Here is a 24504-nt window from a genome sequence, read left to right as displayed (position 1 = left end):
TCGAGTCCGCCGCCCTGTAGCCTCTCCTCATGGATTTCAAGAGACTGCGGATTCTCCGGGAGCTGGCAGACCGCGGAACGGTCGGCGCCACGGCGGAGGCCATGAAGGTGACGCCCTCTGCCGTCTCGCAGCAGCTCAAGACCCTCCAGGAGGAGCTGGGGGTGGTCCTGGTCAAGAAATCGGGCAGGGGAGTCCGCCTCACCGAGGCCGGACTCGCGATGGCGGGCGCGGCAGCCGAGGTATCCACCGCCATGGCCCGCGCAGAAGCCACCATCGACACCTACCGGCGCGGCTGGCAGACGCATGTCAGAGCAGCGTTCTTCCCCAGCGCCGCCGAAATGTTCCTCCCCGGCCTCCTGCACCGGGTCAAAGCCATCGATGGTCTCCGCTTCGAGGCGCATTTCGAGGACCCCAATGGCGCGGGTTTCGCCGGCTTGACGGCGGACTACGACATCGTGCTGGCGCACAGCGTCGATGGGCCCGACGTTTTTGCCCGGCTGGGGCTGACAGTCGTGCCGCTTCTGGACGAACCGCTGGACGTCGCAATCCCCGAGGGCCATGCGCTCGCCGGCAAGTCAACGCTGCGGGCTGAGGACGTGATCGGATTCCCCTGGATGGGCGTGCCCGAGGGGTTCCCGTTCGACACGGTGCTCCGCCAGATTGAAGTGCAGGCCGATTCCCCCGCCGTCCGCGCCCAGACTTTCCCCGACCTGCGGGTCCTCGAGGCCCTGGTCAGCGCCGGGCACGGACTCAGTCTCCTGCCGCGCTACACCGCCCTGAAGAACCAGGGCCGCGGTTTCGTGCTGCGCCCGCTGGCCGGGGTCAAGGCCAGCCGCAGCATCGTGGCCCTCGCGCGTCCCGACGTCGCGGCGCGGACCACCATCCAGCAGGTGCTGGCCCTGCTCAAGGCCGAGGCCCAGTCCGTGGCCGAAGCCCCGGAACTGCGTGATGCGGCTCACCTGAATTGAGCCACGGGAGCGATGGGGTCCAACAGGTGAGATGGAAGTCCACTATTTGGTCGCAATATTCCCGATTTTACGCTTAATGCACCTCCTCAGGTCGTTGTCCCCCGCGGGGGAGCCCTAGACTTTAACCCATGAGTGAGGACACCCAGACAGCCACAGAGACCAAACCGGACATCAAGCCCCGCAGCCGGGTCGTAACCGACGGGATCCACGCCGCGCCCGCGCGCGGGATGTTCCGGGCGGTCGGCATGGGTGACGACGACTTCGCCAAACCCCAAATTGGCGTGGCGAGCTCCTGGAATGAGATCACTCCCTGCAACCTCTCGCTGAACCGGCTGGCCCAGGGCGCCAAAGAAGGCGTCCACGCCGGCGGCGGTTTCCCGATGCAGTTCGGCACCATCTCCGTCTCGGACGGGATCTCCATGGGCCATGAGGGCATGCACTTCTCCCTGGTCTCCCGTGAAGTCATTGCCGACTCGGTGGAAACCGTCATGATGGCCGAGCGCATCGACGGCTCCGTGCTGCTGGCCGGCTGCGACAAGTCCCTGCCCGGCATGCTGATGGCGGCCGCGCGGCTGGACCTCGCCGCCGTCTTCCTTTACGCCGGCTCCATCATGCCCGGCTGGGTCAAGCTCGAGGACGGCTCCGAGAAGGAAGTCACCCTCATCGACGCCTTCGAAGCCGTCGGCGCCTGCGCCGCGGGCAAGATGAGCCTCGAGGACCTGACCCGCATCGAAAAAGCCATCTGCCCGGGCGAAGGCGCCTGCGGCGGCATGTATACCGCCAACACCATGGCCTGCATCGGCGAGGCGCTGGGCATGTCCCTGCCCGGCTCGGCCGCCCCGCCCTCGGCCGACCGCCGCCGCGATGAGTTTGCCCGCAAGTCCGGTGAAGCCGTCGTTAATCTCCTGCGAAAGGGCATCACGGCGCGCGACATCATGACCAAGAAGGCCTTCGAAAACGCGATCGCCGTGACCATGGCCTTCGGCGGTTCCACCAACGCCGTGCTCCATCTGCTGGCCATCGCCCGCGAGGCCGAGGTCGAACTGACCCTGGAAGACTTCAACCGCATCGGCGACAAAATCCCGCACCTGGGCGACCTCAAGCCGTTCGGCCGCTACGTTATGACCGACGTCGACAAGATCGGCGGCGTTCCGGTCATCATGCGGGCGCTCCTCGACGCCGGCCTGCTGCACGGCGACTGCCTCACCGTGACGGGCAAGACCGTCGCGGAGAACCTCGCGGCGATCAACCCGCCGGACCTGGACGGCAAAATCCTCCGCGCCATGGACAACCCCATCCACAAGACCGGCGGCATCACGATCCTGCACGGCACGATGGCCCCCGAGGGAGCCGTCGTGAAGAGTGCAGGCTTCGATGCCGACGTTTTTGAGGGCACCGCCCGCGTTTTCGAACGTGAGCAGGGTGCTTTGGATGCGCTGGACAAGGGCCAGATCAAGGCCGGCGACGTCGTCGTCATCCGCTACGAGGGCCCCAAGGGCGGTCCGGGCATGCGCGAAATGCTCGCCATCACCGGCGCCATCAAGGGAGCGGGCCTGGGCAAGGACGTGCTGCTGCTCACCGACGGCCGCTTCTCGGGCGGAACCACGGGCCTCTGCATCGGCCACGTTGCCCCGGAGGCCGTCGACGGCGGCCCCATCGCCTTCGTCCGGGACGGTGACCGGATCCGCGTGGACATGGCCGCCCGCAGCTTCGACCTCCTGGTCGACGAGGCGGAACTCGAAGCCCGCAAGGTCGGCTGGGAGCCGCTCCCGGCCAAGTTCACCAAGGGCGTGCTCGCCAAGTACGCGAAACTCGTACACAGCGCCTCCACCGGCGCATACTGCGGGTAGCACACGTTGAACAGCTAAACCCAACTGGCTCGCAGTTGCGGCCTTTGTGAGCGGTCAGAACGGCCGCAACGGCGACCCGGTTGGGGGAGGCGTTCAATCAGTGGACAATGAAGTCCAGATAGTGAGACAGAGTGCAGGCCCGTTGACACCTGTCTCCCTAAGAGGGAAAACTGAACGCATGATCGCATCCGTTACCAGTCGCGCTGCTGCAAATGCAGTCGTCGTCCTTACCGAGCGCGTGGCTCCATAGCCCGACTGGTAACGAACCGTCACGCGCAAACCCCTCGAAGAGCCGTCAGGCTGAGGGGTTTTTTTATTTCCGCATCACCGGTATCACCAGCATCATGCAAGACCAGCAGTTCCACGATCACCGCAGATCCAACCGTAGATCCACAAAGGAAGAGTCCGATGAGCAAAGGATCGCCGATCAGCCCCTCGCTGATGGCCAACAAGTCCGCTGGAGCCTCCAAGGCTTCGGAACGCGTCGACCGTCCGGCCGACGCCGGCGTCGACACTGCTGCCGTCTCTCCTGTCCTTGGGCCGAACAACGTCGTACCCCCGACGGTGATGACCGGCTCACAAGCAATTGTCCGCTCGCTCGAAGAACTCGGCGTGGACGATATTTTTGGTTTGCCCGGTGGCGCGATCCTGCCTACCTACGACCCCTTGATGGCGTCCCGAATGAACCACATTCTGGTCCGTCACGAACAGGGAGCCGGCCACGCCGCGCAAGGCTACGCCATGGTCACCGGACGGGTTGGCGTTTGCATCGCCACCTCCGGCCCCGGTGCCACCAACCTCGTCACCGCCATCATGGATGCCCACATGGACTCCGTGCCGATGGTGGCCATCACCGGACAGGTCTCCAGCGCGGTCATCGGCACCGATGCCTTCCAGGAGGCGGACATCGTCGGCATCACCATGCCGATCACGAAGCACTCCTTCCTGGTGACCGACCCCAACGACATCCCGCACGTGATGGCCGAGGCGTTCCACCTTGCCTCGACCGGCCGCCCCGGTCCAGTTCTGGTGGACGTCGCCAAGGACGCCCAGCAGGGCAAGATGACCTTCTCCTGGCCGCCCAAGATCGACCTGCCCGGGTACCACCCGGTGCTCCGGGGCCACAACAAGCAGGTCCGCGAAGCCGCCAGGCTCATCGCGGCGGCCAGCAAGCCCGTGCTCTACGTGGGCGGCGGTGTGGTCAAGGCACACGCCTCGGCGGAACTGCTGGAGCTCGCTGAACTCTCCGGCGCCCCCGTGGTCACCACACTGATGGCCCGCGGCGTTTTTCCGGACTCGCACCCGCAGCATGTCGGCATGCCCGGCATGCACGGCACCGTTTCGGCCGTGACCGCCCTGCAGCAGTCGGACCTGCTCATCACGCTGGGGGCACGCTTCGACGACCGGGTGACCGGCGTCCTGAAGTCCTTCGCCCCCAACGCCAAGGTCATCCACGCGGACATCGACCCGGCCGAGATCTCCAAGAACCGCACCGCCGACGTCCCGATCGTGGGCTCGGTCAAGGAGATCATTCCCGAACTCAGCGACGCCCTGCGCGCCCTGTTCGCCGTCTCCGGCATCCCGGACTACACCAACTGGTGGACCTTCCTGAACAATCTCAAGGAAACCTACCCGCTGGGCTGGACCGAGCCGGACGACGGCCTCAGCGCCCCGCAGCGTGTGATCGAGCGCATCGGTGCCCTCACCGGCCCGGAAGGCGTGTACGTTGCCGGCGTGGGCCAGCACCAGATGTGGGCCTCACAGTTCATCAAGTACGAACGCCCCCACGCCTGGCTGAACTCCGGCGGGGCCGGCACCATGGGCTACGCCGTGCCGGCAGCCATGGGCGCCAAGGTGGGCAATCCGGACCGTGTGGTGTGGGCGATCGACGGCGACGGCTGCTTCCAGATGACCAACCAGGAACTGGCCACCTGTGCGATCAACAAGATCCCGATCAAGGTCGCGATCATCAACAACTCCTCACTGGGTATGGTGCGGCAGTGGCAGACCCTGTTCTATGAGGGCCGATACTCCAACACCGACCTCAACACCGGCCACGACACCGTCCGGATCCCGGACTTCGTCAAGCTGGCGGACGCCTACGGCTGCGCTTCATTCCGCTGCGACCGCGACGAGGACATCGATGCCACCATCCAGAAGGCCCTGGAGATCAACGACCGCCCCGTGGTCATTGACTTCGTCGTGAGCCCCAACTCCATGGTGTGGCCGATGGTCCCCGCCGGAGTCAGCAACGACATGATCCAGGTTGCCCGCAACATGACCCCGGAATGGGAAGAGGAGGACTGAACATGACCCGCCACACATTGTCCGTTCTGGTCGAAGACAAGCCCGGTGTGCTGACCCGCGTCGCCAGCCTCTTCGCCCGCCGGGCCTTCAACATCAACTCCCTGGCCGTCGGGCCGACGGAAGTTCCGGGCATGTCCCGGATGACCGTCGTCGTCGACGCCGACGGTGAGCTGATCGAACAGATCACCAAGCAGCTGAACAAGCTGGTCAACGTGATCAAGATCGTTGAGCTCACCTCCGAATCTTCCGTACAGCGTGACCACATCCTGGTCAAGGTACGGGCGGATGCCGCAACACGGCTGCAGGTCACCCAGGCTGCAGACCTGTTCCGCGCATCGGTGGTCGACGTCTCCACGGAGTCGGTGGTCATTGAGGCCACGGGGCACCCCGAAAAGCTCACGGCACTGCTCTCGGTGCTCGAGCCTTTCGGCATCCGCGAAATCGTGCAGTCCGGCACCCTGGCCGTGGGACGGGGATCCCGTTCCATGAGCGACAGGGCCCTGCGCAGCGCTTAGGGCCTGACCGCAGCACCACACCAGCTTCAGACAAGTTTCACCGACAAGCACCACCTACGAATCCACTCATAAGGAGACACCCCAGTGACTGAAATGTTCTACGACGACGACGCCGACCTGTCGATCATCCAGGGCCGCACCGTCGCCGTCATCGGTTACGGCTCCCAGGGCCACGCCCACGCCCTCAGCCTGCGCGATTCCGGTGTTGACGTCCGCGTCGGCCTGAAGGCGGACTCGAAGTCCCGCGCCAAGGCCGAGGCCGAGGGCCTGCGCGTCCTGAACGTCGCGGACGCCGTCGCCGAAGCCGACCTGATCATGGTCCTCACCCCGGACCAGGTCCAGCGCCACGTGTACGCCGAGGACATCGCCCCGAACCTGCAGCCGGGCGACGCCCTGTTCTTCGGTCACGGCTTCAACATCCGTTACGGCTACATCAAGCCCCCGGCAGACGTCGACGTCGCCCTCGTTGCCCCCAAGGGCCCGGGCCACATCGTCCGCCGCGAGTTCGAGGCCGGCCGCGGCGTGCCCGACCTGATCGCCGTCGAGCAGAACCCGTCCGGCAAGGCCAAGGAACTGGCCCTGTCCTACGCCAAGGCCATCGGTGGCACCCGTGCGGGCGTCATCGAAACCACCTTCACCGAAGAGACCGAAACCGACCTCTTCGGCGAGCAGGCTGTCCTCTGCGGCGGCGCCTCCCAGCTGATCCAGTACGGCTTCGAGGTCCTCACCGAAGCCGGCTACAAGCCCGAGGTTGCCTACTTCGAGGTGCTGCACGAGCTCAAGCTCATCGTGGACCTTATGGTTGAGGGCGGCATCGCCAAGCAGCGCTGGAGCGTCTCGGACACCGCGGAGTACGGCGACTACGTCTCCGGCCCGCGGGTGATCACCCCGGACGTGAAGGAAAACATGAAGGCTGTCCTGGCGGACATCCAGGACGGCACCTTCGCCAAGCGCTTCATCGACGACCAGGACGCCGGAGCCCCCGAGTTCAAGGCGCTGCGCAAGAAGGGTGAGGACCACCCGATCGAGGCCACCGGCCGCGAACTGCGTAAGCTGTTCTCCTGGATCAAGAACGAAGACGACTACACCGAAGGCTCAGTCGCCCGCTAGGCACTGACCGGCAGGGAAGCCGGACACCCCCGGGGGTCCGGCTTCCCTGCTGTTCCGCACCACTGTTTTTCTGCAGCACCAATGTTTCACCAAAATCCCCGCCTGTTATACAAGAGAGCTAAAGAGGTCACCGGTGACAAGCACCAAACCCGTAGTACTCCTCGCTGAGGAACTTTCGCCCGCCACGATCGAGGCCCTTGGCCCGGACTTTGAAATCCGGCAGACCGACGGCGCCGACCGTTCCCAGCTGCTCTCTGCAATCGCCGACGTCGACGCGATCCTGGTCCGCTCCGCCACCCAGCTGGACGCCGAAGCCATCGCCGCCGCGAAGAACCTCAAGGTCATCGCCCGCGCAGGCGTGGGCCTGGACAACGTCGATATCAAGGCTGCCACCCAGGCGGGTGTCATGGTGGTCAATGCGCCCACCTCCAACATCGTCTCCGCCGCGGAACTCACGGTCGGCCACATCCTGAGCCTCGCCCGCCACATCCCGCAGGCCAGCGCCGCCCTCAAGGACGGTGAGTGGAAGCGCTCCAAGTACACCGGGATCGAACTCTACGAGAAGAAGATCGGCATCATCGGCCTGGGCCGGATCGGCGCCCTCGTCGCCGCCCGCCTGAAGGGTTTCGACACCAAGATCCTCGCCTACGATCCCTACATCACCTCCGCCCGCGCCGCCCAGCTCGGCGTCCAGCTGGTGACCCTCGATGAGCTTCTCGCGCAGTCGGACTTCATCAGCATCCACATGCCCAAGACGCCGGAAACCGTCGGCATGCTCGGCGCCGAGTCCTTCAAGAAGATGAAGCGCACCGCGTACGTCGTCAACGTCGCCCGCGGCGGTCTCGTCGATGAGGAAGCCCTCTACGCCGCCCTGGAGTCCGGCGAAATCGCCGGTGCCGGCGTCGACGTCTTCGTCAAGGAACCCAGCACCGACCTGCCATTCTTCAAGCTCGACAACGTGGTGGTCACCCCGCACCTGGGCGCATCCACGGACGAGGCGCAGGAAAAGGCCGGCGTCTCGGTCGCCAAGTCCGTCCGCCTGGCCCTGGCCGGGGAACTGGTTCCCGATGCGGTCAACGTCGCCGGCGGCGTGATCGCCCCGGACGTCCGCCCGGGCATCCCGCTGATGGAAAAGCTGGGACGCATCTTCACCGCCATGACGCACGCCTCGCTCACCCAGTTCGACGTCGAGGTCGCCGGAGAAATCGCCTCCCTCGACGTCAAGGTGCTCGAACTCGCGGCACTCAAGGGCATCTTCGCCGACATTGTGACCGAGCAGGTCTCCTACGTCAACGCCCCGGTGATCGCCGAGCAGCGCGGCATCAACGTCCGTCTGATCACGACGCCGGATACCGAGTCCTACCGCAACGTGCTGACCCTGCGCGGGGCCCTCAGCGACGGCACGCAGATCTCCGTGGCCGGAACCCTGACGGGTCCCAAGCAGGTCCAGAAGCTCGTCGGGATCAACGGCTTCGAGGTGGAGATTCCGATCAGCGAACACCTCGTTGTGGTTGCCTACTCGGACCGCCCCGGCGTGATCGGCACCATCGGCCACATCCTTGGCATGAACAACATCAACATCGCCGGTATGCAGGTTGCGCGGCAGGACGAGGGCGGCCAGGTGCTCGCCCTGCTGACCATCGACAGCGCCGTCCCGCAGCAGGTCCTGGATGCCATCAAGGCCGGAATCGGTGCTGACATGGTGCGCGAGGTTGACCTCGAGGACTGACGTCTGCACCGTGGACACCGGCGGCGGGACTGACCGCCGCCGGTGGCCACCAGCGCATGGCTGGTCTGCGTACAATGACTAGGTCCGAATTTCGGATCCGGCCGGCAGCCCGGCCTTTACTTTTGCACACCCGGCAGGGGACCCCTTCACTTCCGCATGGAATGAACTGTGGTGTGCGCACGCAATCCAGCTTTCAGGAGCCCAATGAACGCCGTCCAGAGGTTCATCAGAAGCAGAGTGCTTCTGCTGACCGCGTCCATTTTGATCGTATCGATGTGCCTCTCGGTCCTCGTCCAGGGTCAGTCACAGGCCGCCTTGAACCGCACCGTTGACCAGAACTCGCGGGGGCTCTACGACGTCCTGGTCCAGGCCGGGGCGGAGGACAACGGCGGCCTCATGCAGCCGGAGATCGCCACCGGCCAGGGCGGCATCAGCTTCGAGCAGCTGGACTCCCTCCGTAAGCTCTCGGGCACCTCCGTGGCAGCGCCGATCAGCCTCGTCTCCCGCGTCACCCAAAACCTCGAGTCCCCGCGTCTGGATGCCACGGACTACCTCGGCTTCAACGCCGGACTCGCGGGAACCGCCGGGGACCCCAGCGCCACGGATCCGAGCAAGTGGCCCGCCGCCGAGTCGGTCCTGTCCGACACCCCCAGGAAATACCGGCTGACCGCCAGCGCCGTCAGCTCCGACGGCCACTCCGACCAGACCCTGTTCAAGACCATGGCCGAAGGATCCCTCGGCAAGGCACAGCTCATTGAAGAGCAGGTCGCCGGCGGCAAGAACGTGCGCATTGCGGGCCCGGCGGGGGAGACCGGCATCAAGTTCCCGGCCCCGGCCGGCGGTTCGGAACACAGCCTCTTCAATCTCTCCGTCTCCCTGCCGTTCGCGCCCCAGGTGACGGAATCCGTCGTCGCCGTCGACCCCGTCTCCGAGCGTGCCCTGCTCGGGCCCGCCGGAGACTTCCTGGCCCCGCTGGAGAAGGCCCCGCCCGCCGACGCCCGCAACGCGGGTGCGATCGGCCGGCACTTCGAGAGTCTTTTCACCACCGGCATCGGCATGGACGAATTGAAGGAAGGCCCCGATTTCCTCGGCGTCAAGCTCAAGTACTGGGCCCCGCTGATGAGCCAGTACCAGCAGGCCAAGCGCAGCGGCCTGCTGACAGAGGACTCGCAGGCAATCCCGATGATTGTCCGCTCCGGCACGTCCCTGGACCTCAAGTACTCGGTCAAGATCGAGGAAATCGACGCGTCCGGCAACGTCACCAAGGACGTCGGGACCGTGACCCGCTCGCTGGACAAGGATTACCTCCCGTTCGTCTCCAAGTCCCCGTTTGCCCTGGCCTGGCCCGGGTCCAAGGACCTCTCGCAGCTGCTCGGTGACGCCGGAAGCTTCAGCCAGGGCCTCTACAACCCCGCGACCTGGAGCACCGACTTCGCCTCCGCCCCGAAGTACCAGGACGGGGAAACCGCAGGCAACGGCGCCGTGGACAAGAGCGCCACCCCCGGTGACTGGGTGACCGTGAACCGCCTCCCGGAGAAAGCGGCCAACGGTGCGCCCGTGGACCAGACGCAGCGCAAGCCCGTCGACGAGCGCTCCTACCGCGAAGACCTCGAGACCGGCAAGAAGCTCGCCACTCCGCTCGCCATGGTCTACGGAACCTTCGACGCCGAGACCGTCAAGGAGGCCGCCGGCGATGTCAACCGCCTGCCCCTGGGCGGCTACGACCCCGCACCGTTCACACTCACCAAGGACGCCTCCGGCAAGGACGCCGGCAATACCGAGCTCAAGCCCTCGCTGAGTGCCACGGGCCTGGCCAGCCAGTCCGCCGGCGCCATCACTGACTTCTACGGCCTCGCCGCCGCCCGCGGCTATGAGGACAACGCCTCCGTGATCGACGCCGTGCGCGTCCGTGCCAAGGTGCCCGGCAGCTGGAAGGAAGCGCAGCCCGAGGTGGAGAAGCTCGCGAGCGAGATCCGCGACATGGGCCTGCAGGCAACCATCGTTGCCGGTTCCGCCCGGGAGGACGCCAGCATTTTCGTCCCCGGCTATTCCAAGGACGACGCCGGCAAGGAGTCCCCGCTCGGGACTGTCCAGCAGTCGTGGGTCCGCCAGGACGCCGCGGAGGCCGTCTCCGGGTCCCTCACCGGCACGAATCTGACCCTGCTCTTCCTCACGCTCTGCGGTGCCGCCCTGCTGACCGGGGCCTCGACCGTCAGCTACGTCCGCAAACGCCGCAGCGAGGCCGGAACCCTGCGAGCCATGGGCTGGACCCAGCGCCGGATCCGGTCCTGGGTGCTGGCCGAATTCGGCGTTGGCGCTGCCCTGCTCGCCGTCGCCGGAATCATCCTGAGCCTGGTCAGCTGGAACCCGGCCACGGCGGTCGTGTCGGCCTCGGTGCTGGTGCTCTATGCGGGAGCGGCCGTCTTCGCCGCCCAGCAGCTGCGCCACCGCGAGGTGGTGGACCAGGAACCGCAGCACGATGAACGCCTCATTGCCGTGGACTCGCCGCTGACCTTCGCCAACCGGCAGTTGAGCAGCAACAAGTTCAACACCATTTCCCTGGCCGTCGCCGTCGCCGTCTTCGGCGCTGCAGTCGGCGGGATGGCCGCCCTGCTGATCGACATTCCCCGGGCCGCCGGAGCAAGCGCGCTCAGTGGCCTGGCGGCCACGTCCATCGCGCTGCCGAGCATTATCCTCGGGCTGTCCGGCGTGGCCGTCGGCCTGCTGCTGACCATGGTCACCGGCCGCTTCGAGCTGCAGGCCAAGAGGCAGTACCTCGGCACGCTGCAGGCCATGGGCTGGAACCCGGACATGCTGGGCCAGGTCCGTTTCTTCGAAAATGCCATGGTGGGGATGGTCGCCCTGCCGATGGGCGTCCTCGGCGCCCTGGGTATCGGCCTCCTCCTGGCCCCCTATGCCGCGCTCTGGGCCGCCGTCGCCGGGCTCGTGGCTGTACTTTGCTGGATTCCAATTGCAACGAAAGTGGTCCGATGAACAACGACCTGAACCTCGACCGTGAGGCTCACGACCGGATGACGGCGAGCAGCCGCCGCGGCGCCCACCAGACGCGCGCCAACACGATCGTGAAGGCCACCGACCACGCCACGCCGCTGGAGCTCAGCAACATCACGATCCACTACGGCGGCGGCAAGGGAGGAGCCGAGGCCGTCAACGTGGTGGACGACTTCAACATGACCCTGCACGCCGGTGAGATGCACTGCGTCGCCGGCCGCAGCGGTTCGGGCAAGACCAGCATCCTGACCGTCGGCGCGGGCCTGACCCTGCCGACGTCGGGCCGGGTGTTCTGGGAGGGAGATTCCCTCGAAACCATGGGCGACGACGAAATCGCCGACCGGCGCCGCGCCCTGATCGGCTACGTCGACCAGGGCGGCGCGCTGATCGACGGGATGAGCGCGCTCGAAAACGTCCTGCTCCCCGCGGTTCCGGACGGCGAGGTGGACAAGCGCCGCGACATGGCCAAGGACCTCCTGGACCTCGTCGGCCTGGGCCGGCGCATGCGCCACCGGCCGGCCCAGCTCTCCGGCGGTGAACGCCAGCGCGTCGCAATCGCCCGGGCCCTGATCCTCGGCACCCGTGTGCTGGTGGTCGATGAGCCGACCGCCAGCCTGGACCGGGCCTCGGCCAACCGCATCATCAGCATCCTCAAGGACACGACCTCCGACGGCATCGCCGTCCTGGTGGCTTCACATGACCACGAACTTGTCCGCCAGAGCGATACCCTCACCGAACTGATTTAGGTTTAACCTGTGACAGCTTCCGAAAAGACCCCGTTCTACATCACTACGGCCATCAGTTACCCAAACGGCGTGCCGCATATCGGCCACGCCTACGAGGTCATCGCCACCGATGCGATGGCGCGCTTTAAACGCCTGGACGGCTACGACGTCTTCTTTATGACCGGCACGGATGAGCACGGCCTCAAGATGCAGCAGACGGCGGAGAAGGAAGGCATCCCGGTCAAGGAGCTCGCGGACCGCAACTCGGCCGCGTTCCGCCAGATGAGCGATGACCTTGGCATCTCCCTGAGCCGCTTCATCCGCACCACGGACCCGGACCACTACGAGGCGGCCAAAGCGCTCTGGCAGCGGATGGAAGCCAACGGCGACATCTACCTCTCCAAGTACGCCGGCTGGTATTCGGTCCGCGACGAGCGGTACTTCGTTGAGGACGAGACCGAGGTGCAGGCCGACGGGCTGCGCTATGCGTCCGAAACCGGCACCGAAGTGACCTGGACCGAAGAGGAGAGCTACTTCTTCAGACTCTCCGCCTACCAGGACCGGCTGCTGGCCCTCTACGCGGACCACCCCTCGTTCGGCGCACCGCACAACCGCTTCAACGAGGTGGTCAGCTTCGTCAAGGGAGGCCTCGAGGACCTGTCGATCAGCCGGACCTCCTTCGACTGGGGCGTCCCCGTCCCGGGCAACCCGGACCACGTGATGTACGTCTGGGTGGATGCGCTGACCAACTACCTGACCGGCGTCGGGTTCCCCGACACCGAATCAGAGTCCTTCCGGAAGTACTGGCCGGCGGATCTCCACGTGATCGGCAAGGACATCTCCCGATTCCACGCCGTTTACTGGCCGGCGTTCCTGATGTCCGCCGGGCTGGAACTGCCCAAGCGCGTCATGATCCACGGCTTCCTGCACAACCAGGGCGTCAAGATGTCCAAGTCGCTGGGCAATGTGGTGGCGCCCGCGGACTGGGTCGCCCAGTACGGACTGGACCAGGTGCGCTTCTTCCTGCTCCGCGAGGTGCCCTTCGGCGCGGACGGCTCCTACAGCCACGACGCGATCGTGGGCCGGATGAACGCTGACCTCGCCAACAACTTCGGCAACCTGGCCCAGCGTTCGCTGTCCATGGTCGCGAAGAACTGCAACGGCGCCGTTCCCGTCCCCGGCGGTTTCAGCGCCGAGGACGCCGCGCTGCTGGCCCAGGCAAACGGGCTGCTGGAGATCTCCCGCGCGGCGTTCGAAAAGCAGGAGTTCAGCCGCGCCCTGGAGGCAATCTGGAACGTCCTCGGCGACACCAACGCGTACTTCGCCGAGCAGGCGCCCTGGGTGCTGCGGAAGACCGACGTCGACCGCATGAACACGGTCCTGTATGTAACCCTCGAAGTGCTGCGGATCGTCGCCATCCTTGCCCAGCCGGTCATGCCGGCGGCGGCGGCGTCCATCCTCGACACCCTCGGCCAGCAGGAGGGGCAGGCGCGGCAGTTCGCCGCCCTGGGCGCACCCATCAAAGCCGGGACCGCGCTGCCCGCGCCGGCCCCGGTCTTCCCGAAATACGAGGAGCCCGCCGAGGCCTGACCGCCTTCCGGCCCGCAGCCCGTGGGCGGGCTGTCCGACCCAAATGCTCCCTCACCTTTGACCAAAGGGTGGGGGAGTATTTGCGTTGTACTTCCGAGTGGTCAGGGAGCCCTTCCGAGTAGTTAAACGGGTTTTGGAGTCCCGGTCTGCCGCCCGGCGGCTCCGACAGGTTACCGGCAGGTAATCTGGCGTCGGGTACTGAGTACCCCGGGCCTCCGAACCGAGTATTAATCCATCGATTAGACGAGTAGCAACTACTCACGACACGTGCCATGGTGCCCGCCTAGCCTGAAATAGCAAGCGAACTGAGGACACTGCTGGGGAGTAACTGTCACCTTTCAATTCGCTTTGGAGGTCTCGAATTTGTTTTTTCTTGGGTCTCGATGATGGTTACTCCGCACGGTCAAGCCAGCTGTTAAACTGACGAGACGGAGCGACGGACAAATGAGAAAAACAATTGCCACACTGGGAGTAGTGGGACTGGGCCTGATGACCGCCACGGTCTCCGCCAACGCGGCCCCTCCGGAAAACGACAAAAAGATCACGATCTGCCACGCCACGAGTGCGGATGGGAACGCGTTCGTTTCCGAGCCCGTCAGCCTCAACGCGCTGGTGACCCATGCGAATGACACGCTCGACATCGTGCCGCCCAACGAAGGGGACATTTTCCCCGAAGGCCAGAACTGGACCACCGCGAATATGGCGTTCCTGGCCAACGGCTGCGCGACCGTCGTTGTCGACCCGGTGGATGAAACCCCGGACCCGGTGGATGAAACCCCGGACCCGGTGGATGAAACCCCGGATCCGGTGGTTGAGACCCCGGATCCGGTGGCTGAAACACCGCTGGAGGAAACCCCGGAAGCGGAAGAGGAGCCGGAATCGGCTGCCCCGGCCGCGGCTGGCCCCGCGTCGGCATCTGCTGTTGTGGCTCCGAAGGCAGCAGCGGCAGCAGCTGTCGCCAAGAAAACCAACGTCGGCTACAACGTGCAGACCGCAGTGGGCCGGACCTCGGACACCGGCATTCCGGTGTGGCTGATGGCACTGACCGGAGCTCTCACCGCGGGAGCGGCCGTGGTGCTTCGTCAGGGCGTACGCCGCGCCCGGAGCACCGAAAACTAAGTAGCAGCAGCACGGGGGGCGGGCGCTGCATGGCAGCACCCGCCCTTCACTTTTTCCTTCACACAGCGCAGTCACGTCAACAGGAGCACCCATGGGCAGCCACCCTCAGATCGGCCGGCGCCGGGAACCCGGTATCCGTGGCCCGGCGCTCTCTCCGAGGGACATGCTCATCCTGGCCCTCTGCGTGCTGGGAATCATCACCGCCTGGCTGTTCTACGCAGCATCCGGTCCGGCGCACGGTCAGCCCGCCTACGGCCAGGAGCCGGCGGCATCCAAGTCCCTGACCAGTGCGTCCGGCACGCAGCCGCCGCCGTCCGGCGCCATTGACCCGAGCGGGAACAGTGCCGGGCTGGTTCCGCCCGCGGAGCCCGCGCCGGCTGCGGTCCCGGGGGCCCAGGGCCCCGCGGCGTCCGTCCCGCAGCGCATCACCTACCCGGCAGCGGGCATGGATGTCGTGGTCCACCCCCTGGCGCTGGACACCGGCGATGCCGAAAGCCGGAGCATCGTGCCACCGGAAACGATGGACGGCTACTGGCTCACCCCCTTTGGCACCCCCGGGGCCGGCTCCGAGAACACGACCTACGTCATCGGCCACAGCTGGGAGGGCCTGGACGCGCCGTTCAACCACTTGAGCTCGGCGGCCGTCCCGGGCGGCACCCTCACCGTCGCCACGGCGACGGGTGAACTCGCCTACGTGGTGGACTCGGTCACGACCTACACAAAGGCCACATTGAAGGACAGCCCGGTCTGGGATGCCGTGCCCAACCGCCTGGTGCTGATCAGCTGCTACACGGAGGATCCCTGGGGAAAGAACGTCGTGGTGGTCGCCACGCCGGCCCGCGGACCGTGATCCACCCGGCACCCGCGCGCAACTGCCTGCCCCCGGCCGCGCAGACGCCCAGGTGAGACTTGGCGCCCATCGCACGCGGCGACATGGGCGTGAAATGTCACCTCGGCGGGATGGAGGAGTGGGAGCCACGGGAGACGCCGGAGGCAGGAAGAACGGCTGTTCGAATAATGAGACGACTTGACCAGCATGTGGATCTCTTGGCTACGCTGAAAACATGAGCGCATCCACGATTGACCTGGCTGTTATTCCCGGCGACGGCATCGGCCCCGAGGTCACGGCCGAAGCCCTGAAGGTCCTTGAGAAGGCGGCCGCGGCCGAGGGCATCGTCCTGCAGCAGACCCACTACAAGCTGGGCGCCCAGCACTGGCTGGAAACGGGCGAGACCCTGCCGGCGGAAACCCTCGCTGACCTCCGCACCCGCGACGCCATCCTCTTCGGAGCGGTCGGGGCAGCCCCCGGCGACACCAGGATCCCGTCCGGCATCATCGAGCGTGAATTGCTGCTCAAGCTGCGTTTCAGCCTGGACCACTTCGTCAACCTGCGCCCGTCCCGCCTGTACCCGGGCGTCGCCAGCCCGCTCGCCAACCCCGGGGAGATCGACTTCATCGTGGTCCGCGAGGGCACCGAGGGCCCGTACGTTGGCAACGGCGGCACCCTGCGCGCCGGCACCCCGCACGAGGTCGCCACCGAGGTTTCACTCAACACCGCCCACGGCGTGGAACGGGTCGTCCGGGACGCCTTCCGCCGCGCCAACGACCGGCCGCGCAAGAAGGTCACCCTTGTCCACAAGCACAACGTCCTGGTCTTCGCCGGGCACCTCTGGAAGCGCACCGTGGAGGCCGTGGCCCGGGAATTCCCCGAGGTAAGCCATGACTACCTGCACATCGATGCCGCCACCATTTTTATGGTCACCGATCCGGCCCGCTTCGACGTGATCGTCACGGACAACCTCTTCGGCGACATCATCACCGACCTGGCCGCTGCGGTCACCGGAGGTATCGGCCTGGCCGCGTCCGGAAACATCAACATGGAACGCACCGCGCCGTCCATGTTCGAACCCGTACACGGCTCCGCACCGGACATCGCCGGCCAGCAGAAGGCGGACCCCACCGCGGCCATCCTCTCCGCCGCGCTCCTGCTGGACCACCTTGGCTACGGCGCCGCGGCCCGCAAGATTGAAGCCGCCGTCGTTGCCGACATCGCAGGCCGCAGCGCTGCGCTCCGCAGCACCAGCGCGATCGGCGACGCCATCGCCGCCGCCCTGTAGGTCCCTCCCCGGCGCCGCGCTGGAGGGTCCGCCAACGGGCGTAAGCTTGTTTCGAATCACCAATATGCTGCCGTGGTCCGCCGCTGAACCACGTTCACATGCCAGGCAGCCGACCGTGGAGGAACCATGACTCAGACTGCCCATGGCGTCGAATTCACCCAGAGGCTTTCGGCAACCCCGAAGTCCGCTGAAGAACGTGCTGCCATCCTGGCGAACCCGGGTTTCGGCAACTATTTCACCGACCACACCGCCATCGTCGACTACAGCGTCGATGCCGAGGGCAAGGGAGGCTGGCACGATGCCCGCATTGAGGCCTACGGCCCCATTTCCCTGGACCCCTCCGCTGCAGTGCTCCACTACGGCCAGGAAATCTTCGAAGGACTCAAGGCCTACCGCCACGCCGACGGTTCCATCTGGACGTTCCGCCCCGAGGCCAACGCCGCACGCCTGAACAAGTCGGCCCGCCGGCTCGCGCTCCCCGAACTCCCGGAAGAGTACTTCGTCGGTGCCATCCGCGAGCTTGTCTCGGTGGACCGGGAATGGGTGCCCTCCGGCGACGGCGAAGCTCTCTACCTGCGGCCGTTCATGATCGCCACCGAGGCCTTCCTGGGCGTCCGTGCCGCCCGCGAAGTCACCTTCCGCGTCATCGCCTCCCCGGTTGGCAACTACTTCGGCGGGGAGCTCAAGCCGGTCTCCATCTGGATCTCCCGCGAATACGCCCGCGCCGGCCGCGGCGGAACCGGAGCCGCGAAGTGCGGCGGCAACTACGCCGCTTCGCTGATCGCGCAGCAGGAAGCCGAGGCCCACGGCTGCAAGCAGGTGCTCTTCCTCGACCAGTTCAATGACAACGCCGTCGAAGAGCTGGGCGGCATGAACGTGTTCTTCGTGATGAAGGACGGCTCGCTGGTCACCCCCGCGTTGAGCGGAACCATCCTGGAGGGCATCACCAGGATGTCCGTCATCCAGGTTGCCAGGGACATGGGCCGCGAGGTTACCGAACGCAAGATCACGCTGGATGAATGGCGCGACGGTGTGGCCTCCGGCGAGGTCGCCGAGGTCTTCGCCTGCGGAACCGCCGCCGTCATCACACCGATCGGCGTGCTCAAGGACGACACCGAGTTCATCGGCTCCGAGGACGCGAAGGCGGGGGAGACCACCATGATCATCCGCGAGCAGCTCCTCGGCATCCAGACCGGAGCCGTTGAGGACATCCACGGCTGGCTGACCCGGCTGGCCTAGAACGTAGCGCCTCGGCATCAGGCAGCGCCCGACGGCGGCCCGCACCTTCCGGTGCGGGCCGCCGTCGTCGTTGGCTTGAGATTTGACCGGCCGGAAGTCCTTGGCGGCACCCCGGACGCGCGGGCACAATATTGCCCATGACTGGACTCATTCAGGTTCTGGGTGTGGCGTTCGGGATTCTGCTGATCCTCGTCGGGATCCTCGAGTCCTTCTTCTTCCGGGACCAGCGCCTCCACCGGCTGTTCCTGATCAGGCCCGAGGACACGGACGCCGTGCGGATGTGGACCTTTAACCTGGGTTTCTACAACATGATCTGGGGAGCGGGCGCGATCGTCGGCGCGGTGCTGCTGGCGGGTCCGGAGCCGGCGGCCGGGCGGACGCTGCTGCTTTTCACCTGCCTGGGCCATGTGCTGCTGGGCATCATTCTGGTGCTGTCCGAGCGGCGGCTGTGGGCGAGCGCCATCGCCGAGGCACTCCTTCCGGCGGTCATTGCAGCAATGCTGCTCGTGTGAGCGCCGCTTCGGTGGGAAGATGGAACTGTGATCCCGGATGACCCCCGCGCCATGGTGCGCAGCACAGAGTTGACCCGTTTCAGGCTTGCGCCCAATCCCGGGCCGATGAGCCTGCACGGGACCAACTCCTACGTGATTTGCGCCCCGGGCGCCGCCGGCACCGTCGTGGTTGATCCGGGTCCCCTGGATGAGCCGCACCTGCAGGAACTGGCCCGGGCCGGCGCCGTTGAACTCATCCTGATTACGCACCGGCATGCCGACCACACCGCCGCCGCAGCCAGGTTCGCCGAATTGACCGGGGCACCCGTGCGCGCCATGGATCCCGCCCACTGCCATGGGGGCAGCCCGCTTGTGGACGGCGAAGTCATCCACGCTGCCGGGGCGGAAATCAGGGTGCTGGCGACGCCGGGCCACACCTCGGACTCGGTCTGCTTCCACCTGCCGCACGATGGCGCCCACGGGTCGGTCCTTACCGGCGACACGATCCTCGGACTCGGAACCACGGTCCTGGACTACCCGGATGGCACCCTGGGTGACTACCTGGCCTCGCTGGACCGGCTGGAAAGCCTGGGCGCCTCGACCGTCCTCCCGGCCCACGGGCCGATGCTGCCCGCCCTTGACACGATCGTCCGTGCCTACCGGAACCACCGCGAGGACCGCCTGGCGCAGATCCGCTCCGCGCTGTCGAGCCTCGGCGCTGGGGCGCAGGTGACCGAGGTGGCCGACGCCGTCTACGCCGCAGTCGATCCCGCCGTGCGGCCTGCGGCTGAACTCTCCGTGGCGGCCCAGCTGCACTACCTGCGCCTGGACAGCGGCACGGCCTAGCCCGGCGGAGACGGTACGCTTGGAGCCATGCGTATCGCCCGGTTTGTTGTCGATTCTGATCCCCTCTACGGCATTGTTGAAGGTGAGCCCGGCAGTGAGGAAGTCACTGTCATCAACGGCGACCCCTTCTTTCACGGCGTGGAACGAACCGCCGTCCGGCACAAGCTGGAGGACGTGCGGCTGCTCGCTCCGATCATCCCGCGCAGCAAAGTCATCGGCGTCGGCCGCAACTTCGTCGAACACGCCCAGGAACTCGGCAATGAAATCCCGAAGCAGCCGCTGCTCTTCCTGAAGCCCAACACCTCGGTGATCGGGCCCAACGATCCCATCGTCCTGCCGGAGTTCTCCGAGGAAGTCTCCTTCGAAGCCGAACTCTGCGTTGTGATCGGCCGGATCTGCAAGGACGTCCCGGAGGAGCGCGTCGATGACGTTATCTTCGGCTACACCTGCGGCAACGACCTCACCGCCCGCGACGTCCAGAAGACCGACCTGCAATGGGCCCGGGCCAAGGGCTTCGACACCTCCGCGCCGCTGGGACCGTGGATCGAGACCGAACTGAACACCGAGGACCTGCGGATCCAGGGCCGGCTGAATGGTGAACTGCGCCAGGACGGAAGCACCAGCCAGATGATCCGCGGCGTCCGCGAACTCGTCGCCATCGTCTCGCAGGCCTTCACCCTGCTGCCCGGCGACGTCATCATGACCGGCACTCCGGCCGGCGTCGGACTCGTCCAGGCCGGTGACCGCTTTGAGGTCGAGATCGAGGGAATCGGCCGCCTTTCCAACCCGGTCGTTCGCCGCTAGGGCGAAACGCCACAAAGAAACAGCTCCGGTTTCGGACAGCCGCCCCGTGGATCCACGGTGCGGCTGTCCGTTTTCGCAGCGGAAACCCCGGGCGTCCGGCCGGGATGGGGGTTGGTAATGTTGGTACCACTATGACTACTCCCTCCGCGCCCGACGCCGTCTCCAGCTCCGCCCCCTCCGTGACCAGCGAAGTCACCGCCGACACCCCGGTCCGTGTCCGCTTCTGCCCGTCACCCACCGGCACCCCGCACGTCGGCCTGATCCGCACGGCCCTGTTCAACTGGGCCCACGCCCGCCACACCAAGGGCACCTTCGTGTTCCGCATCGAGGACACCGACGCGGCGCGAGACTCGGAAGAGAGCTACCAGCAGCTGCTCGAGGCCCTGAAATGGCTCGGCATCACCTGGGAAGAAGGCGTCGAGGTCGGCGGACCGCACGAGCCGTACCGCCAGTCCCAGCGCCTGGACCTGTACAAGGACGTCGTCGCCAAGCTGATCGAGGCCGGCTACGCCTATGAGTGCTACTCCTCCCCGGAAGAAGTTGAGGCCCGCCACCGCACCGCCGGCCGCGACCCCAAGCTGGGCTATGACAACTTCGACCGCGAGCTCTCCGCGGAGCAGCTGGCCGCGTTCCAGTCCGAGGGCCGCAAGCCCGTGCTGCGCGTGCGGATGCCGGATACGGATGTCACCTTCACCGACATGGTCCGCGGCGACATCACGTTCAAGGCCGGCAGCATTCCGGACTACGTGATCGTCCGCGCAGACGGCTCCCCGCTCTACACCCTGGTCAACCCCGTGGACGACGCCCTTATGGGCATCACCCACGTGCTCCGCGGCGAGGATCTGCTCTCCTCCACGCCCCGCCAGGTGGTGCTGATCCGCGCGCTGATGGACATCGGCGTAGCCAGCTACCTGCCGGTCTTCGGACACCTGCCCTATGTCATGGGGGAGGGGAACAAGAAGCTCTCCAAGCGTGACCCGCAGTCCAACCTGTTCCTGCTCCGGGACCGCGGCTTCATCCCGGAGGGCCTGCTCAACTACCTCTCCCTGCTCGGCTGGAGCCTCTCCGCCGACGAGGACATCTTCACCGTGGACCAGCTGATCGAGCACTTCGACGTCAACGACGTGCTCGCCAACCCGGCCCGCTTCGACATCAAGAAGGCCGAGGCCATCAACGGCACGCACATCCGGATGCTCGACGCCGAGGACTTCCGCGGCCGTCTCGTCCCGTACCTGCGCACCGCCGGTTTCGTCGGCGACACCCTGACCGAACGCCAGGAGGAGATCCTCGCCGAGGCGGCCCCGCTGATCCAGGAGCGCATCTCGCTGCTGGGCGAGGCCCCCGAACTGCTCGCCTTCCTGTTCAAGAACGACGACGCGATCGACGTCGCCGACGACGCCCGCAAGGGGCTTCCGGAGAACCTCACCGAAGTGCTCGATGCCGCCCTGTCCGCCCTGGAACCGCTTCCAGACTGGAACGCCGAGGGCATCCAGGCCGCCCTCAAGGAGGCCCTCGTGGAGGGACTCGGGGTCAAGCCGCGGCTTGCCTTCGGCCCGGTCCGCACGGCCATCTCCGGCCGCCGGATCTCCCCGCCGCTGTTCGAATCCATGGTGATCCTGGGCAAGGACTCGTCCCTGGCCCGGCTGCGCGCCTTCCGCGGCTGATGACTGCCCTGCAGTCCGGCAGCAGGCCCGGCAGCCGGCCCGAGGCCCGCACCAGCGCGCTGGCCGCCGGCCTGGGCGGTATCCGCGGTGTGCTGTTCGACATCGACGACACGCTCGTGGACCTTGAGTTCTCCATGACGTCGGCGCTCCGCGACGTCAGCGAACATCTCCTGCCCGGCCTCGATGAGGCCGGGTGGGAGAAGTTCGGGCGGATCTTCACCCGCGAGACCACCCACTTCTACGACCGCTACCTGGCCGGGGAACTGAGCTTCAACGAGCAGCGGCTGCTCCGGGGCCGTGCCGCCCTGGGGCACTTCGGCGTGGAACTGGAGGAGGGCGAGCAGTCACACCACTGGGTCAGCTCCTACGCCAGCCGGCAGCACGGCTACATCCGCGCCTTCGACGACGTCATCCCGATGCTCGACGCGCTGGATACCGCCGGCATCCCCTACGGCGCCGTGAGCAACAACGTCCACGACTACCAGCGGGTCAAGCTGGACGCCGCCGGGCTGGAACGCATCAGTGTCCTGGTGGGCACGGACACCGTGGGCGCGGCGAAGCCGGATCCGGCCATCTACCTGGAGGGCGTCCGCCGCCTCGGCACCGGCGCCGGCGAAACGCTCTACGTGGGGGACAACAGGCTCCTCGACGCGGACGGCTCGACGGCGGCAGGGCTCCTGGGTGTCTGGCTGAACCGCGGCGGGGAACCGGCCCCGGGCTTTGCCGGCCGCGAAATCGGTTCGCTGCTGGAGCTGCTGGCCTAACTGTCCGCCGGCGCTGCGCCGGCCTGCGCCGCCCGACGGGTCCGCAGCACCAGAAAGGTTGCGAGCGAGCCGAGGCCCAGCACGCTGACCATTCCGAGGGCCAGGGCTGCGTCGGACGGGCCGACCATGTTCGATGGCGAGACGGCCGCCGCGCTCGAGTGCAGAGTGCCGGTGCCCTCGGCAATCCGGGCGTTGCCGTCGGCCAGTTTGTCCGCCCCTGTGGACAGCTGCGTGGAACCGGACGCCAGTTTGGTGTTGCCGGCCGAGAGCTCGGAGGCGCCCGATGCGAGGGCCAGGGATCCGTTCAACAGGCCCGGATTGGCCGGGTCCGCCGGATCACCCTTGATGCCCGCGTTCAGGGCCACGGTGCCCTCCACAAGCCGGGCACTGCCTTCGGTCATTCTCGCCGCAGCCTTGATGAGCCCCGGGCGGGCGGGGTCGCCCGGAACGCCGTCCATGCCCGTCCGGATCTTCGACGTTCCGTCGGCCAGAAGTTCGGTGCCGAGGACCACGCCGGGCTGGTTGGGGTCCCGGCTGTTGAGCTTGTTGGCCAGGGTCCCAAACCCTGCAGTCAACTGGCCGGTCCCCGCGTGGAGCTGCCCCGCGCCCGCCTGCAGGCTGCCCGCACCGGTCTGCAGCTGGGAGGCTCCCGCGTCCAGCTTCAGGGCGCCGGCAGTGATTTTGGCGATCTTGTCCTTGACCGCGGCCAGCGGCACCAGGCCCTGCACGGGATCCGAGGCGGCAGCCTGCAACAGTTCGAGGGCCTGCGCCAGGGCCGCGGTTCCGGTCCCGGCTGCCGGGTCGTTGTTGGCGCCCCGGTAGCCCTTGAGCTGGACCGTCCCTGCCGCCAGCTCGCCGGACCCTTGAGCCAGCCGGGCCGCGCCCGCATCAAGCTGCGTGGCGCCGTCGGCCAGGTTGTTCTCCGCGTTGCCCCCGGCAGTGGGGGACAGGGCAGCTGAGAGCTGCGCAGCCCCAGCGGCAAGCTTCTGCGCGCCGACGTCGACCTTGTAGACGCCGGGAGCCAGTTTGTTGTTGACATCGGTTTCAATCTTCACGGCACCCGCGGACAGCTGGTCCGCACCGGCCTGGAGCTTCTCGGCGCCAGGGGCCAGCTTCTGGCTGATCCCCGCATGGACCTTTTCGGCCCCGTCGGAAAGCTTGCCGGCACCGGTGTCCGCCTGTCCGGCGCCCGTGGCGAGCTTGCCGGCACCATCTTTCAGCTGGGCGGCTCCGGCGGAGGCTTGCCCGGCGCCTTCCTTGAGCCGGGCAGAACCATCCGTAATCCGGCCGGTCACGAGCGTGTAGAACCCCAGAAGGGCGATGAGCAGCAGGGCAAGAATGGCGATGGCGATCTGCTGGCTACGGGAGCGGGTCTTGCTGGTGGCGGCACGACTCTGTGTCACGGATGGTTCCTCTCGACGGTGGTTACCGGCAGCGGCTTTGCTGCCGGCCCCGGGCTGTGATGCAGCTAACAGCCGGAAAATTCCGCGCCGCTGCCCGCAGCGGACCGGGGGAGGGTTGGTTACTCGCTGGTAACTTACCGAGCGTAAACTTGTTGAGGCCGGATTGGCAAGGGTTTCCGTTGTCGGGGGTGTGCCCGGCGATGCGGAGGCCCGTCCACGGGGCCCAGAGCTGGCCGATTTGTGCGGATGAA

At 66.7% G+C, this 24504-nt stretch carries 19 protein-coding genes; 18 read left to right on the top strand and 1 reads right to left on the bottom strand.

What is annotated here, in order from left to right; genetic code table 11:
* Positions 1–29: 29 nt before the first annotated feature.
* The 18 genes from ASPU41_RS18595 (at position 30) to ASPU41_RS18510 (ending at position 22850) form a co-directional block, all read left to right on the top strand.
* On the top strand, positions 30–968 hold the full coding sequence (locus ASPU41_RS18595; protein ID WP_069952170.1) for a LysR family transcriptional regulator: 939 nt from the start codon (positions 30–32) through the stop codon (positions 966–968).
* 128 nt (positions 969–1096) lie between these two features.
* On the top strand, positions 1097–2818 hold the full coding sequence (gene ilvD / locus ASPU41_RS18590; protein ID WP_069952169.1) for a dihydroxy-acid dehydratase: 1722 nt from the start codon (positions 1097–1099) through the stop codon (positions 2816–2818).
* Positions 2819–3226: 408 nt separating this feature from the next.
* Complete coding sequence (locus ASPU41_RS18585) at positions 3227–5125, top strand: acetolactate synthase large subunit (RefSeq protein ID WP_069952168.1); 1899 nt, start codon at positions 3227–3229, stop codon at positions 5123–5125.
* A gap of 2 nt (positions 5126–5127) precedes the next feature.
* Complete coding sequence (ilvN, locus tag ASPU41_RS18580; RefSeq protein WP_069952167.1) at positions 5128–5640, top strand: acetolactate synthase small subunit; 513 nt, start codon at positions 5128–5130, stop codon at positions 5638–5640.
* An 84-nt stretch (positions 5641–5724) separates the two neighbouring features.
* The gene (gene ilvC / locus ASPU41_RS18575) at positions 5725–6750 is read left to right on the top strand and encodes a ketol-acid reductoisomerase (RefSeq protein WP_197515710.1); all 1026 of its coding nucleotides are present in this window, start codon (positions 5725–5727) and stop codon (positions 6748–6750) included.
* A gap of 133 nt (positions 6751–6883) precedes the next feature.
* On the top strand, positions 6884–8479 hold the full coding sequence (gene serA, locus ASPU41_RS18570; protein WP_069952165.1) for a phosphoglycerate dehydrogenase: 1596 nt from the start codon (positions 6884–6886) through the stop codon (positions 8477–8479).
* Between the two features lie 204 nt (positions 8480–8683).
* Entirely contained in the window at positions 8684–11473 is a 2790-nt protein-coding gene (locus tag ASPU41_RS18565) for an ABC transporter permease (protein WP_069952164.1), read from the top strand.
* Positions 11470–12237, top strand: coding sequence for an ABC transporter ATP-binding protein (locus tag ASPU41_RS18560; RefSeq protein WP_442856214.1), 768 nt, complete (start codon positions 11470–11472; stop codon positions 12235–12237). The genes ASPU41_RS18565 and ASPU41_RS18560 overlap by 4 nt, the downstream gene beginning before the upstream one ends.
* 9 nt (positions 12238–12246) lie before the next feature.
* Positions 12247–13806, top strand: a complete 1560-nt coding sequence (metG, locus tag ASPU41_RS18555) for a methionine--tRNA ligase (protein ID WP_069952163.1) — start codon at positions 12247–12249, stop codon at positions 13804–13806.
* 444 nt (positions 13807–14250) lie between these two features.
* A complete protein-coding gene (locus tag ASPU41_RS18550; protein WP_157357060.1) occupies positions 14251–14925 on the top strand; it encodes a hypothetical protein in 675 nt (224 codons plus the stop codon).
* Between the two features lie 91 nt (positions 14926–15016).
* Complete coding sequence (locus tag ASPU41_RS18545; RefSeq protein WP_069952161.1) at positions 15017–15775, top strand: class F sortase; 759 nt, start codon at positions 15017–15019, stop codon at positions 15773–15775.
* A 214-nt stretch (positions 15776–15989) separates the two neighbouring features.
* Positions 15990–17042: a 3-isopropylmalate dehydrogenase gene (locus tag ASPU41_RS18540; RefSeq protein ID WP_069952160.1), complete on the top strand. Its 1053-nt coding sequence runs from the start codon at positions 15990–15992 to the stop codon at positions 17040–17042.
* A gap of 126 nt (positions 17043–17168) precedes the next feature.
* A complete protein-coding gene (locus ASPU41_RS18535) occupies positions 17169–18281 on the top strand; it encodes a branched-chain amino acid aminotransferase (protein WP_069952159.1) in 1113 nt (370 codons plus the stop codon).
* A 137-nt stretch (positions 18282–18418) separates the two neighbouring features.
* Entirely contained in the window at positions 18419–18793 is a 375-nt protein-coding gene (locus tag ASPU41_RS18530) for a DUF1304 family protein (RefSeq protein WP_069952158.1), read from the top strand.
* A gap of 51 nt (positions 18794–18844) precedes the next feature.
* Complete coding sequence (locus ASPU41_RS18525; protein WP_069952804.1) at positions 18845–19618, top strand: MBL fold metallo-hydrolase; 774 nt, start codon at positions 18845–18847, stop codon at positions 19616–19618.
* Positions 19619–19645: 27 nt separating this feature from the next.
* Positions 19646–20422 (top strand): fumarylacetoacetate hydrolase family protein, encoded by a 777-nt coding sequence (locus tag ASPU41_RS18520; RefSeq protein WP_069952157.1) that lies wholly within the window; start codon positions 19646–19648, stop codon positions 20420–20422.
* Between the two features lie 131 nt (positions 20423–20553).
* Positions 20554–22086 carry a glutamate--tRNA ligase gene (gene gltX, locus ASPU41_RS18515; protein ID WP_069952156.1) on the top strand — a complete coding sequence of 511 codons (1533 nt, stop codon included), beginning with the start codon at positions 20554–20556 and terminating at the stop codon, positions 22084–22086.
* Entirely contained in the window at positions 22086–22850 is a 765-nt protein-coding gene (locus ASPU41_RS18510) for an HAD family hydrolase (protein WP_069952155.1), read from the top strand. Before gltX ends, ASPU41_RS18510 begins: the two co-directional genes overlap by 1 nt.
* On the opposite strand, the gene ASPU41_RS18505 is transcribed toward ASPU41_RS18510, so the two are convergent.
* Entirely contained in the window at positions 22847–24253 is a 1407-nt protein-coding gene (locus ASPU41_RS18505) for a hypothetical protein (RefSeq protein WP_069952154.1), read from the bottom strand. The genes ASPU41_RS18510 and ASPU41_RS18505 overlap by 4 nt on opposite strands.
* Positions 24254–24504 lie beyond the last annotated feature (251 nt).

The organism is Arthrobacter sp. U41 (assembly GCF_001750145.1).
GTDB lineage: Bacteria > Actinomycetota > Actinomycetes > Actinomycetales > Micrococcaceae > Arthrobacter.
Note: the sequence above shows the minus strand (reverse complement) of the source record. Positions and strands in the feature narration are given on the sequence as shown.